Here is a 13,462-nt window from a genome sequence, read left to right as displayed (position 1 = left end):
AGGGGCATACCATGGAGCGCAAGCGATTATGGCATGTCTGGCGCCGCGTGGCGGCCACAAACAAGGGGACCTCATGACGAACGACAATACAGCAGCTTGCGCGTCCCATCTCCATGGAGAGGGTCCCACCCCGGCAGCGACCGGAGTTAAGACGCGCCCGGTCAAGGATCCCGTGTGTGGCATGACAGTCGACCCCGCGACGGCGACGCATCATGCCGACCATGATGGCCAGACCTGGTATTTCTGCAGCGCGCACTGTCAGACAAAGTTCGAAGCCGACCCCTGTCATTACCTGCACAAGGCGGACACGACGCCCATCAAGTCTCAGCCCAAACGGGTCGGGGTGATCTGGACCTGCCCGATGCACCCTCAGATCCGACAGGATCACCCCGGCTCCTGCCCCATCTGCGGCATGGCGCTGGAACCGGAGGAGCCATCCGACGCCGACACGCCTAACCCGGAACTCGTGGATTTCAGCAAGCGCCTGTGGGGGGCGAGCATATTGGCGGTCCCGCTCGTTATCATCGCCATGGCGGCGGATATGGGAGGGCTGGCATTTCTCGATGGCGGCCTGACGAACTGGATTCAGTTGGCGCTCACGGCGCCAATCGTGCTGTGGGCCGGCTGGCCGTTCCTCGAACGCGGCTGGATGTCGCTCCGCACCCGGCATCTGAACATGTTTACGTTGATTATGCTGGGCGTCGGCGCAGGCTTTCTCTATAGCATCGCCGCGACAGTGGCCCCTGGCCTGTTCCCTGCTGCCTTCCGCATGCATGACGGGTCGGTCCCGGTCTATTACGAAGCCGCCGGTGTTATCGTGGCCCTGGTGTTGGCCGGGCAAGTCCTGGAACTGCGCGCCCGCGCCCGTACCAGTCGCGCCATTCGCGCGCTGCTGGATCTCGCACCGAAAATCGCACACCGGGTCGGCGCGCTGGATCGGGAGGACGACGTACCGCTGGCCCAGATCGTGCCCGGCAATCGGCTCCGCATCCGGCCGGGGGAAAGCATCCCGGTGGACGGCACCGTCATGGACGGGCGCTCCAGCGTGGACGAAGCCATGCTGACAGGAGAGCCAGCACCTGTCGCCAAGGGACCGGGTGACAAGGTGACGGGTGGAACCATCAACGGCACCGGCAGCCTGCTGATGACAGCCGAGGCCGTTGGCTCGGACACGATGCTGGCCCGGATCGTCAGCATGGTGGCGGCTGCCCAGCGTACGCGCGCACCGATCCAGGCGGTGGCGGACCGGGTCTCCGGCTGGTTCGTGCCGCTGGTCGTGCTTGTGTCCCTTCTGACCTTCGTCGTCTGGCTTCTGGTCGGTCCGCAACCGCGCTTCGGACACGCACTGCTGAACGCCATTGCGGTCCTGGTGATCGCCTGCCCGTGCGCGCTGGGCCTGGCCACTCCGATGTCGATCATGGTGGGCATGGGGCGCGGGGCGCGGGCCGGCGTGCTGGTTCGCAACGCCGAAGCCCTGCAGGCGCTGGATACGGTCGATACGCTGGTGATCGACAAGACCGGCACCGTAACCGAAGGCAAGCCCCGGCTGATCGCGACCGAAACATCAGGTGCATGGGATTCCAACGTCGTCCTGCGGCTGGCGGCATCACTGGAAACACAATCTGAGCATCCGCTGGCCCAGGCACTGGTCGCCGCGATGACGGCGCAGGGCCTTCAGGCCGCGCCGGTCGGGGATTTCGCGTCTCAGACCGGCCTGGGCGTGACCGGCACCGTCGACGGCCATGCCGTCGTCGTCGGAAACCAAGCCCAGATGCGGCAGCAGGGCATCGATGCGTCGGCATTGATCCCTGTCGCGGATTCCCACCGGGCGGAGGGCGCGGGCGTCATGTTCGTCGGCGTCGACGGACAGGCCGCTGGGCTGCTGGTCGTGGCCGATCCGCTGAAGACCGACGCGAAGGAGACCATCGCGGCACTGCACGCAGCCGGCATGCGGATCGTGATGCTGACGGGCGACAATGCCCGGACTGCGGAAGTCGTCGCCCGGCAGGCGGGAATCGACGAGGTACATGCCGACCTCAAGCCTGAGGACAAGGCCGCGATCATTCGTGACATGCAACAGAAGGGAGCCCGTGTCGCCATGGCGGGCGACGGAGTCAACGACGCGCCGGCCCTGGCCACCGCCGATATCGGAATCGCCATGGGCACAGGCACCGATGTCGCAATCGAAAGCGCCGGGATGACACTGGCACAAGGCAGCCTCGCCGGATTGGTACGCGCCCGCCGCCTGGCACAGGCGACGATGCGCAACATCCGGCAGAATCTGGCATTTTCTTTCCTGTTCAATGGGATCGGCATCCCACTTGCCGCAGGCGTACTGTATCCTGTCTTTGGCCTTACGCTGTCGCCCATGTTCGCGGGAGGCGCGATGGCCCTGTCCTCCCTGGCCGTCGTGACAAACGCACTGCGGCTCAATGCCCTGAGACTTCGGTGAAAGCAGATTGCCTATTTCGTTCGGAAGGTATGCCTATCCGCGACAGGAACCCACACGAAGCGAAGACCCGTTCATTACAGGAGCATAGATTTTCATGCAGGAGTCGCCAGATGGGATATAGCTTGAATTGGTTTTATACCCTGCCCAAAGCGCTCAATGGCCTTACGATCCTTCTCAAGCGCCCGTAAGGCAGATACCGGACTTTCAGGTCAGCAATCCTACTGAAAGCCGGCCGCCACAGTTGTTCCCGTACATCGGCTTCCCGCTTATCCGGCGCGACAAGGAGCAGTCCCTCCAAAGCCTGCGCCTCTGACCCGCGAGCAAGATCCAGCATCCGCACGATGCCGGAATAGATGGTCGTTGAATGCTCAACCTCGAAGGCTGCGACAACCCTGTGGCTTTCCCGATCAAGCCACAGAACATCGATCAGACGCACGGATTCCGCTCCCTGCGTTTCCGTCGTGAACCCAGGCAACACCGACAGGCAGCCACCCAGATCATTGGAAAGCCGCGAACGATAGGTCGCATTCAGTTTCAGGATGCCCTGCCGCATGGCAAGATATTCCTCCCATCGCCCCAGCTTCACCTTTGATCCGGTCAGGGCATTATATGGATGTTCGCGACGGCGGCCATTGCGCTGAACAACTCGCTCCGTTTTTCCTCAAGACGAAAGCAGGGCAGCAGGTGCGCCACGATACGTTTGAGCTTTGCATTAACGGGGACGCGAATCATCGCCGGCCGGTGGCCGCGTGCAATCTCATTGGGGATGACAAGGCGTCGTCCGACAAGGAGAGCCACCCGTAAAGAAAGACATCGGGAGAGACTGTCTAATCACCATTCAATGACTGGTCTGCTTTCTATTCTTGTAAACTCAAAGCCGATGCAATCTGCAACAGCCATGAATACGATGTCGTGCAGGAAGCCGTCACAGGATGGATAGACGATCGCACAGAGTGCATCGTGAATGATCGAAGCCCACGACGTGCGAGCACATATCGCGACCAATATGACATTTATTGAATTTCACCTCCCGGTCCTAATCAGGGTAACCGTCGACAGACCGCGACGCTGAATCTCATTATTTGGGCGGATAAGCTCTCGAACAGTCTAATTCGCGCGTCAATTAATTAGTTCACCTAATGAGAGTATTCACATTATAGCATCTAATCAATGTCGAGACGCGTGATGTAGGCTCCCGGGAGCTTAAAATTCTGTTTCGGCGCGGTGCTCGGAAGCCTGGCCATACAAGTCGGCTGTTTTCAGGATGATGAGACGCCCCATTGCGGTGCGGACTTCGGCGATGTCGATATGAAAATAGCCGACCGGATAAGTCTTGAACTTCGAGCGCCTGGGCTTGTCGCCCTTGGTGTCGGGCAGACGGCTGATTCCATGGCGCTGAAGACAACGATGCAATGAAGAGCGCGTCAGATGCGGGATCGTCGCCTGTAGCGCGTAAAGGCAGTCGTCCAGGGGCAATAATGTATGGCGGCGGAACGCCACGACGATGCCCTCCTCCTCGATCGACAGGACCGTCGAAAGAGGAGCCTTCGGGCCAGTGCGTCGATCCGCTGTATCGGGCCGTCCCTTCGATTTGGCGACTGTCTTCGGGTTGACCCCGTGGCGTTCCGCCAGAGCTCTCAGGCTCTCTTGACTATGCTGTATCGCTCGACGGACTGCCGTTGTCGTCGTGGCGCATCCGTGGTGAACCTGGCCCATAGCGCATCCTTCCACTCTCGTGAAAATAATGCACCATCAAAACCCGGGACTAAACATCTAGGAAACCGCCTGCCCTGTTCCCCCATCCGTCGGCTGCGCGTATGCTGGGTGTGTCCGCCCCTACCGTGTTGAAAGCCTGACGCTCATGAGCGGCCCTCTCCCTTTTCCCTCGCGCCAACCTAGCCAGAAAGCTCACCCCACCCGCGCCCGCGCGGGCAGGAGATGGCAGGGCGCGCTGGGCAAGGGGCTGGCAGGGCTGCTGGCGTGCGCGGGGCTCCCTCCCCTTGCTGCCGCCTGGGGGGCGGAAAGCGCGCCCGCCATCAGCGCGCACAGCACGGCCAGCCTGATAAGCGCGTCCGATACCGCCAGCCCCGGCTCGTCCCTCCATGTGGCCCTGCGCCTGCGGCTCAAGCCCGGCTGGCACACATACTGGCTCAACCCCGGTGATGCGGGAGACCCCGCGACCCTGCGCATAACCGCAACGGGCGCGTTAAGGGGCGAGGCGCAAACCATTGTCTGGCCCACGCCGCAGCGGATCAGGGACGCCTCCCTGATGTCCTATGCCTATACGGGCGATGTGGTGCTGCCAGTGGTGCTCCCAATGGTGCGCCCTGTGGAACCTTCAGCGGGACGTCCACCGGCGGCCCAGCCGGGGCAAACGCCCGACGGCCTGGGCGCGCAAGGGCTGACAACCCTTAGCGCCCACGCCAACTGGCTGGTGTGCGCACAGAGCTGTATTCCCGAGGAAGGAACATTCACGCTTACCCTGCCCGTGGGCGCGCCTCGCCCGTCCGCGCAGGTGGGGCTGTTTACACAGGCGGAGCAGCATACGCCCGTGCCCTCGCCCTACCCGGTGAGCATCAGCCCCACAGGGGTACTTGGCGTTCAGGGCAGGGAGTTGAACCGCCAGTCCGTCGCGCAAGCCTGGTTCATGCCGCAAGAGCGCGGGCGGATTGGGGAAGCCGCACCGCAAGCCCTGCTCTTTGGCCCCGAGGGCCTTGCCCTGCGCCTTGACCCCACGGCTGACTTTACGCCTGCAAAGCCGTTGTCGGGTATTCTGGTGCTCAAGGCCCCCGATGGGACGGAGCGCGCGCTGAGCGTGCGGGCCACCCCGCTGCCCCCCCCAATGGCCAGTGAGCCCTCCATTGCGCCATCGGCCCGGCCTGCCACCGAGCCCAACACAGGAACCACCTCCGGGACCGCTGCCGAAGCCGCCGCTGGAACCGCCACAGGAGGGACCACAGCGGGGACCGCAACGGGAACCGCCATGGGGGCGACCAGCCCAGACCCGGCAGGGGACTATCCGGCAGGGGAGCAGCCGATGGCGGGCCATCTGGCAGCGCTCGGCAATGGCGTGCCGGGGCCGCCCCATGGCGGGGGGGAAAGTGCGTCTGGCCTGTTCCGCCTTGTTGTACTGGGGTTCCTGGGTGGGCTGGTGCTGAACCTGATGCCCTGTGTTTTTCCCATTCTGGCCATGAAGGCGCTGGCCGTCGCCCGCATGGGCCAGAGTGAGCGCCTGCACCAAAAGCAAAGCGCCATCAGCTATGCCGCAGGGGTTATTCTGGGCTTTACCGCCCTTGGCGCGCTGGTCATGGCGCTGCGCCTGGGCGGGGCCGCCACTGGCTGGGGGTTCCAGTTCCAGTCCACGATGTTCGTGGGCATGATCACATGGCTGATCTTCGCCATGGCGCTTAACCTGCTGGGGGTGTTTGTCTTCCTGCCGCCCGCCTTCGCCCTATCCTCCTCCCCCCGGCACGGGCTGGTGCATGACCTGCTGACCGGGCTGCTGGCCGTGGCCGTGGCCTCGCCCTGCACCGCGCCGTTCATGGGGGTGGCCATTGCCGGGGCGCTGGCCGGTCCCCCGGCAACCGGACTGGTCATTTTCGCAGCACTTGGCATCGGGCTTGCCGCCCCTTACGTGCTGCTGGCCTTTTGCCCCGCGCTGGCCAAAAGCCTGCCCCGCCCCGGCGCATGGATGGACTACCTGCGCCAGTTTCTGGCTTTTCCGTTACTGGGCACCTGCGTGTGGCTGCTGTGGGTCGCAGCGGTGGAGGGTGGGGCCACAACGGTTTTGCTTGTATCATCGGGCATGGTGTTCCTGGCCTTTGCGGCATGGGTTTACGGCATTACCCAAAGGCGCCAGCTCCATGCGGGCCATGACCGGGACTGCACGGCCCTGTATGGCGTGGCCCTGCTGGGGCTTTTGGCGGCCATGGCGCTGCTGCCCGCCCTGCTAGAGCAGGCGCCGCAGGCTGGCGCCAACCCGCCCTCCGCCTCGGGTCCGGGCCTTTCAGCCCTCCCCTCCGGCACGGAGGCTTTTTCCGAGGAGCGACTGCGCGCCCTGCACAATGCGGGCAAACCCGTGTTTGTGGACATGACGGCGGCATGGTGCATCACCTGCCTTGTCAATGAGCGCATGGCGCTCAACACACAGGCGACACAGGCAGCCATGGCACGCTATGGCGTAATAACGCTCCGGGGGGACTGGACACAGCGCAACCCCGCCATAACCGCGTTTTTGCGCAAACATGGGCGCGATGGCGTGCCATTCTACCTGTTTGTGCCCGCACATGGCGCGGCAGTGGTGTTGCCACAGATACTGACGCCCGGACTGGTCATAGGCACCATAACGCCCCACGACAAATAACCGGGCGCTGGCTGTACCAGCCCCGGCTCGGCCCGGGCAGGGTGTAAACGGCCCCAAAAGCTCCGGGGCAGTTCAACCTGCTGCCCGTTAACGCGGATCAGCCCGTCCGGCTCGATCACGTCGAGCGGCGCAAATGCGGAGAGCGCGGGTCGGAATGGGAGGAGTGGATTTGCGTTCTGGCAAACAATTCGCGGCCCGGATAATCGGGGATGAAGGGCGCAGACCATGTGCCGGTGGCGCCGATGACCGCGCGGCTTAGGAAATCACCCACGCTGGTGCTGACATTCAGGAATTTCTGGTCAGTGCGTTCCACACGTCCGACCATTACGGGGCGGTGGATCGGCGGCGCATAGCGCGCCTCGTAGAGGCGCCATCAAGCAACCCCCGTGGGTGGAGCAATCGCTATTAGCGCTCCGTCCGGCAATGCCTGCTGCACCTGCAAGGCCTCAGGTGCCGGCGCTGTCATCCACAGATCCATATCTTCCTGCTGCGTCAGGATAACTGGCATGGCCCAAGGATGAATAGCACCGACCTCCCGGTTGGCTTCAGTGGTCAGGAATCCATACAGGTTATTTGTCGTCTCGCCGTCAGCCAGTTTCCTGACCGACGTCCACCGGCACCACAGACCGGCGAAGAAGGCCAGCGGCTCGCCATCCGCTCTGGCGAACCAGACCTGACGACTTCCACCTTCGGGCAGATGTTCGGGCTCGGCAAACGCCGTCAGCGGCACCAGGCAGCGATGTTCCACGCCTTCCCATCGCCGCCACCAGGACGATTCCATATGCCGGATATTGGTTATGCCCCGATCCACCTTCCTGCCCTTGAGCATGCCGGGTGGCGTCGGCATTCCCCAGCGGGCCATGACCAGTTCCCTGCCGCCCTCGGCATTGCGGATGATTGGGGCCATTGTATTCGGCCACACCTCGGGCAACGGTTGCAGGTTGCCGATATGATCGATCATGACCCTGGCGATCATCCTGATCGCCTCCTGGTTCGTCATTACGGAGTAGAGGTTGCACATCGGTGCCGTCCTTCCGTCGTCGGCCAGAAAAAATCCCTGAGACTCAAAGCTTTACAGATATCAGAGACATAGCTGGGCCTCAGCTATTCCCTGCACTGTGTCACACCTCCGGTAATCGTGCCTTGACTCTTATCGCGCGTTAGGAACAAACCATGAACATATAGCTACTGACGCCGCCAGCATCGGACGGATTCGAGATGACCACGAAAGGGAGCCCAGCCCGGAAGAAGCCCGCCCTGGAAGCGCTTCAGGCGACCATTGCCCGGCTCGAAGGACACAAAAGCCATAAACGCGCCGTCCTGCCATTCGGCGTGAAGGAGATCGACGCGAGGTTACCGGGTGGCGGCCTGGTCCTGGGCGCGCTTCATGAGGTGGCCGGTGGCGGGACTGACGCCCTCAACGCCACGGCTGCGGCCCTGTTCGCCGCAGGGATTGCCGGCCGGACCAGAGGCAAGGTGCTGTGGATCGTCACCCGGCAGGACATCTTCGCGCCGGCTCTCGATCAGGCCGGACTGGCCGCTCGCCGGGTCATCCACGTTGAAGCATCCTCGGACAACGACGCCCTGGCCTGCTTCGAGGAAGGTCTGCGACATGGCGGGCTGGGGTCCGTGGTCGCCGAGGTCGGGCGACTGACGATGACGGCCTCGCGGCGCTTGCAGATCGCGGCCGAGGGAACCGGGACCATCGGCCTGGCTGTCCGGAGATGGCGCCGCCAGACGGAAGCCGCCGATTTCGGACAGCCGACAGCCAGCACCACACGCTGGCGGGTCTCTGTCCTGCCATCCGCGCCGCTTCCCGTGCCCGGCGTGGAGCGGCCCCGGTGGATGCTGGAATTGCTGCGCGCGCGATCGGGGGAATGCGCGGATTTCGAGGTGGAGGGGTGCGATGCCAACGGGAGGATCGAATCGTGTGGTGTCGCTCTACCTGCCTCTGTGGCCGACGGAGCGCATCAGGAAGAAGCTGGGCAACGCCGCGCCTGAGACACCGCTGGCCCTGGCCGGCCGGGAAGGCAGCCGTCGCGTCGTCATGTCCGCCGACCTTGCCGCCCGCAAGATCGGGGTGACGCCCGGCATTCCGGTTGCCAAGGCCCAGGCGCTCTATCCCGATCTGACCATCATGGATGCCGACCCCGACGGCGACCGAGCCGGGCTGGAGGCTCTGGCTCTCTGGTTCCAGCGGCGGATCGCGCCGATCGTGGCCGTGGACGCATCCGGCGGACTGCCTGATGGCATCGTAATGGACACGACCGGCACGGATCATCTCCATGGTGGCGAGCCGGCGATGCTGGACGCCGTGGTCCGTCGCCTGGCTGACTCAGGCTTTACCGCCAAGGTCACGATCGCCGGAACCTGGGGTGCCGCTCATGCCCTGGCCAGATATGGACGTGGCCGGATCATCATCGTGCCCGACGGAGGCATCCCCGACACGCTCTCCAACCTGCCGATCGAGGCATTGCGGCTTCCGGCTGCCGTCATCGAAGGATTGCGGACGCTGGGTATCTCCCGGATCGGCAAGCTGGCCGCCATGCCGCGCGCGCCGCTGACCTTGCGGTTCGGGCCGGAACTGGAACGCCGTCTGGACCAGGCTTATGGGCGCATCGCCGAACCGATCCTGGCCGTGCGCCCGGTCGATCCGGTTTCTGTGGCGCGCAACTTCGCCGAACCCATCGGCGCGGCCGAGACCATTGCCCGCTATATCGGCAAGCTGGTTCCCGTCCTGTGTGAAGGGCTGGATGCCAGGGGCGACGGCATACGGCTGCTCGACCTCCTGTTGCACCGGTTGGACAGCCAAACCCAGACGATCCGGATCGCCACGGCCCGGCCGGCAAGGGACGCGAAGCATCTGACGCGCCTGCTGTGCGAGAAGATCGAGACGATCGATCCGGGCTATGGCATTGAGCGCATGGAACTGGTCGCCGTCCTGGCCGAGCCGATGGAGGTCAGGCAGCGGGTTTCCTCGCTGATCGAAGAGGAAGAAGCCGACATCTCCGGCCTGATCGACACGCTGGCCAATCGCGTCGGTGGGGAATCGCTCTACCGGTTTGCCCCTGTGGAGAGCGACATTCCCGAGCGGTCGGTCTGCCGGGTGCCGGCACTGGCTCCGGATGACGGCGCCACCTGGCCGGTCGGATGGCCACGACCGACCCGGCTGCTTTCCCGGCCGGAACCTGTCCAGGCCATGGCCGAATTGCCGGACCAGCCGCCGATCTTCTTTATCTGGCGCGGTATCCGGCATCGCGTGCGCTGCGCCGACGGGCCTGAGCGCGTCTTCGGCGAATGGTGGAAGGGTGATACGGAACTGACGATCGCGCGGGATTATTTCCGGATCGAGGACACGGCCGGCGACCGATTCTGGGTCTTCCGCGAGGGTGATGGCGAACATGGAGAAACCGGCTCGCAGAGATGGTTCATGCACGGGCTGTTCGCATGACCCGCTATGCCGAGCTTCAGGTCACCAGCTATTTCTCGTTCCTGCGGGGCGTGTCTGCGCCTGCCGAACTGTTTGCCCAGGCCAAACGTCTCGGACTTTCCGCCATCGGGATCACCGACCGCAACACACTGGCCGGCATCGTCCAGGCCCACATCGCCGCGAAAGATACCGGCATGCGGCTGGTGGTCGGATGCCGGCTCGACCTCGCCGACTTTCCGCCGGTCCTGGTCTATCCGATGGACCGCGCCGCCTATGGCCGCTTATGTCGGCTGCTGTCGATCGGCAAGGCGCGCGCCGGCAAGGGGAAATGCCTGCTGAACTGGGCCGATCTGGCCGAGTGGGGCGACGGACTTCAGGCCGTGCTGGTGCCGGATGTCGCCGGCGAGGACTGCGCCCTGCATCTGCGGAAGCTGCGGGATGCCTTCGGGGACCGGGCCTATATGGCACTGACCCTGCGCCGCCGGCCGAATGATCAGATGCGGCTCTATGAATTGGCGAATATGGCCCATGCGCGCCGGGTGAAGACCGTCGTCACCAATGACGTGCTGTTCGATATCCATGACCGCCGCATTCTCCAGGATGTCGTCACCTGTGTTCGGCATAATACGACCATAGACCGGGCTGGCTTCGTCCGTGAGCGTCATGCCGATCGCTATCTCAAGCCGCCCCAGGAAATCGCGCGCCTGTTCTCGCGATATCCCGAAGCGATCGACCGGAGCATGGAGATCGTCGAACGCTGCCGGTTCAGCCTCGACGATCTAGCGTATCAATATCCCGATGAAATCACGACGCCGGGCCAGACACCCCAGGAAGCACTGGAAGCCCTGACGTGGGAAGGTGCGAGAGCCTTCTATACGGATGGCATCCCCGAGGACGTGGCTGAAATTCTCCGCCATGAACTGGCGCTGATCGGGCGCATGTCCTACGCGCCCTACTTCCTGACGGTGAACAGCATCGTTCGCGAGTCGAGGCGGCGGGGCATTCTGTGCCAGGGTCGCGGATCGGCGGCCAATAGCGCTGTCTGTTTCGTGCTGGGCATCACGGCGATCGACCCGTCGCGGACGACATTGCTGTTCGAGCGGTTCATCTCGGAAGAGCGGGGCGAGCCGCCGGACATCGACGTGGATTTCGAGCATGCCCGTCGCGAGGAAATCATCCAGTGGATCTATGACCATTACGGTCGCACCCGCGCGGCACTGACCGCCGTGGTCACCCGGTATCGGGCCAAGGGGGCTCTCCGTGATGTGGGCAAGGTGATGGGGCTGCCGGAAGACCTGATCACCCTGCTGTCGAAACAGATATGGGGCTGGTCGCGCGAGGTCGATGCGGAGAAATTCGCCGAGACCGGAATCGACCTGACTGACCGGCGTATCCGTCTGACGCTCGATCTGGCGCGTGCCCTGATTGGCGTGCCGCGTCATCTGTCCCAGCATCCGGGCGGCTTCGTGCTGACCCATGACCGGCTGGACGAACTGGTGCCGATCGAACCGGCGGCGATGGAGAATCGCCAGACCATCGAGTGGGACAAGGACGACATCGACGCGCTGAAATTCATGAAGGTTGATGTGCTGGCGCTTGGCATGCTGACCTGCATGAAGAAGGGACTGGACCTGCTCGCCGAACACAAGGGGCAGCGCTTCACGCTCCAGACCATTCCGGCCGAAGACCCGCGGACCTACGCCATGATCCGCAAGGCAGACACGATCGGCGTGTTCCAGATCGAGAGCCGGGCGCAAATGTCGATGCTGCCGCGCCTGAAGCCCCGGACCTATTATGACCTGGTGATCGAGGTCGCCATCGTCCGTCCCGGACCGATCCAGGGCGATATGGTTCATCCGTATCTGCGCCGGCGGGAGGGCCTGGAGCAGCCCGATTACCCGACCCCGGAACTGGAGGAAGTCCTGAAGCGGACCCTCGGCGTGCCGCTTTTTCAGGAACAGGTCATGCAGGTGGCCATGGTATGTGCCGGGTTCACGGCGGCCGAGGCCGATCAACTCAGGCGTGCGATGGCGACCTTCAAGAACACCGGGACGGTCTCGAAATTCCAGACCCGCCTGCTCGAAGGCATGAGGGAGAACGGATATCCGGAGGAATTCGCCGAGCGTATCTACCAGCAGCTTGAGGGCTTCGGCTCCTATGGCTTCCCGGAGAGCCATGCCGCGTCATTCGCCATCCTGGCCTATTCGTCATCGTGGATGAAATGCCGCCATCCGGACGTGTTCCTGGCCTCATTGCTGAACAGCCAGCCGATGGGCTTCTACGCGCCGGCCCAACTCGTCCGCGACGCCCAGGCGCATGGGGTGGAAGTCCGGCCTATCTGTGTGAACCGGTCACGCTGGGAGGCCATCCTTGAAGGGCCGGAACGGGCGAACGGCCTGTTTGCGGTGCGGCTCGGGATGAACCTGGTGAAGGGACTGGCCAATGAGGATGCCGCGCGGATCGTGGCGGCCCGTGGGAATCGGCCCTTCGTGTCGATAGACGATCTGTGGCGACGATCCGGCGTGAAGGCCGCTGCCCTGACCCACCTGGCCGAGGCGGATGCGTTTCGTGCGGGGTTCGGGCTGGCACGGCGTGAGGCTCTGTGGGCGATCAAGGCGCTACGGGATGAACCGTTGCCCTTGTTCGCGGCTGCGGAGATCGTCCGGGAAGCAAAGGAACCGGATGTCCTGCTCCAGCCCATGCGGGCCGGCGCCGAGGTGGCACGGGACTATAACCGTATCGGCCTGACCCTGCGGGACCATCCGGTTGCCTTTCTGCGGGATGATCTGAGGCGCGATGACATCCTGTCGTGCCGGGACGCAATCAATGCCAGGGATGGCAAGCGGCTGACGGCAGCCGGAATCGTCCTGGTGCGTCAGCGTCCGGGTTCTTCAAAAGGCGTGGTTTTTATGACGCTGGAGGACGAGACGGCGACGCTGAATGTCATCATTTGGGCAGACACCTTCGAGAAATTCCGGCCGGTGGTCCTGTCCGCCAGCATGGTGGCTGTGAAGGGGAGGCTTCAGAAGGAGGGCGAGGTGATTCATCTGATCGCTCTGGAGATCATCGACCAGTCGGGACTACTCGCCGATGTTGGAAACCGCTCAAATGGTGGCACCCCAAGCGACAGACATCACCCGGATGACGTCATCATAGTTCGATCGCGGAATTTCCATTGATGTGCGATGTCCAGAGTGTTGTGCCGCATTTCCATGAT

General features: G+C 63.7%; 7 protein-coding genes and 4 pseudogenes. 7 read left to right on the top strand and 4 right to left on the bottom strand.

Annotated elements, in window-relative coordinates; genetic code table 11:
- Positions 1–28: 28 nt before the first annotated feature.
- Positions 29–2,452, top strand: a complete 2,424-nt coding sequence (locus tag GOB93_RS00455; RefSeq protein WP_018308144.1) for a heavy metal translocating P-type ATPase — start codon at positions 29–31, stop codon at positions 2,450–2,452.
- Between the two features lie 92 nt (positions 2,453–2,544).
- Here GOB93_RS00455 and GOB93_RS00450 read toward each other — a convergent pair.
- Positions 2,545–3,062 (bottom strand): annotated as a pseudogene (locus tag GOB93_RS00450) (type II restriction endonuclease); the annotation flags it as partial.
- Between GOB93_RS00450 and GOB93_RS00445 the strand changes: the two are divergent.
- Positions 3,062–3,256: a hypothetical protein gene (locus GOB93_RS00445; RefSeq protein ID WP_018308145.1), complete on the top strand. Its 195-nt coding sequence runs from the start codon at positions 3,062–3,064 to the stop codon at positions 3,254–3,256. The pseudogene GOB93_RS00450 and the gene GOB93_RS00445 overlap by 1 nt on opposite strands.
- 444 nt (positions 3,257–3,700) lie before the next feature.
- On the opposite strand, the pseudogene GOB93_RS00440 reads toward GOB93_RS00445, so the two are convergent.
- Positions 3,701–4,168: pseudogene (locus GOB93_RS00440) on the bottom strand (IS481 family transposase); the annotation flags it as partial.
- Positions 4,169–4,313: 145 nt separating this feature from the next.
- Here GOB93_RS00440 and GOB93_RS22180 point away from each other — a divergent pair.
- Both GOB93_RS22180 and GOB93_RS00435 read left to right on the top strand, forming a co-directional pair.
- Positions 4,314–4,877, top strand: a pseudogene (locus GOB93_RS22180) (protein-disulfide reductase DsbD domain-containing protein); the annotation flags it as partial.
- A 222-nt stretch (positions 4,878–5,099) separates the two neighbouring features.
- Entirely contained in the window at positions 5,100–6,815 is a 1,716-nt protein-coding gene (locus GOB93_RS00435; protein WP_242010446.1) for a protein-disulfide reductase DsbD family protein, read from the top strand.
- A gap of 154 nt (positions 6,816–6,969) precedes the next feature.
- On the opposite strand, the pseudogene GOB93_RS22085 reads toward GOB93_RS00435, so the two are convergent.
- Together GOB93_RS22085 and GOB93_RS00425 are read right to left on the bottom strand one after the other, a co-directional pair.
- A pseudogene (locus GOB93_RS22085) lies at positions 6,970–7,179 on the bottom strand (pyridine nucleotide-disulfide oxidoreductase); the annotation flags it as partial.
- 9 nt (positions 7,180–7,188) lie between these two features.
- Positions 7,189–7,836 (bottom strand): SOS response-associated peptidase, encoded by a 648-nt coding sequence (locus GOB93_RS00425; protein WP_010669086.1) that lies wholly within the window; start codon positions 7,834–7,836, stop codon positions 7,189–7,191.
- Positions 7,837–8,033: 197 nt separating this feature from the next.
- Between GOB93_RS00425 and GOB93_RS00420 the strand changes: the two genes are divergently transcribed.
- The 3 genes from GOB93_RS00420 to GOB93_RS00410 are packed head-to-tail and all read left to right on the top strand — an operon-like array spanning position 8,034 to position 13,424.
- The gene (locus GOB93_RS00420; RefSeq protein ID WP_018308150.1) at positions 8,034–8,816 is read left to right on the top strand and encodes an ImuA family protein; all 783 of its coding nucleotides are present in this window, start codon (positions 8,034–8,036) and stop codon (positions 8,814–8,816) included.
- Complete coding sequence (locus GOB93_RS00415; RefSeq protein WP_256138674.1) at positions 8,722–10,266, top strand: DNA polymerase Y family protein; 1,545 nt, start codon at positions 8,722–8,724, stop codon at positions 10,264–10,266. The genes GOB93_RS00420 and GOB93_RS00415 overlap by 95 nt, the downstream gene beginning before the upstream one ends.
- Positions 10,263–13,424 carry an error-prone DNA polymerase gene (locus GOB93_RS00410; RefSeq protein ID WP_026200119.1) on the top strand — a complete coding sequence of 1,054 codons (3,162 nt, stop codon included), beginning with the start codon at positions 10,263–10,265 and terminating at the stop codon, positions 13,422–13,424. The genes GOB93_RS00415 and GOB93_RS00410 overlap by 4 nt, the downstream gene beginning before the upstream one ends.
- The last annotated feature ends 38 nt before the right edge of the window (positions 13,425–13,462 follow it).

It is taken from the genome of Acetobacter musti (assembly GCF_011516835.1).
Taxonomy (GTDB): Bacteria; Pseudomonadota; Alphaproteobacteria; order Acetobacterales; family Acetobacteraceae; genus Acetobacter; species Acetobacter musti.
This window is presented reverse-complemented; position numbering and strand designations above follow the sequence as displayed.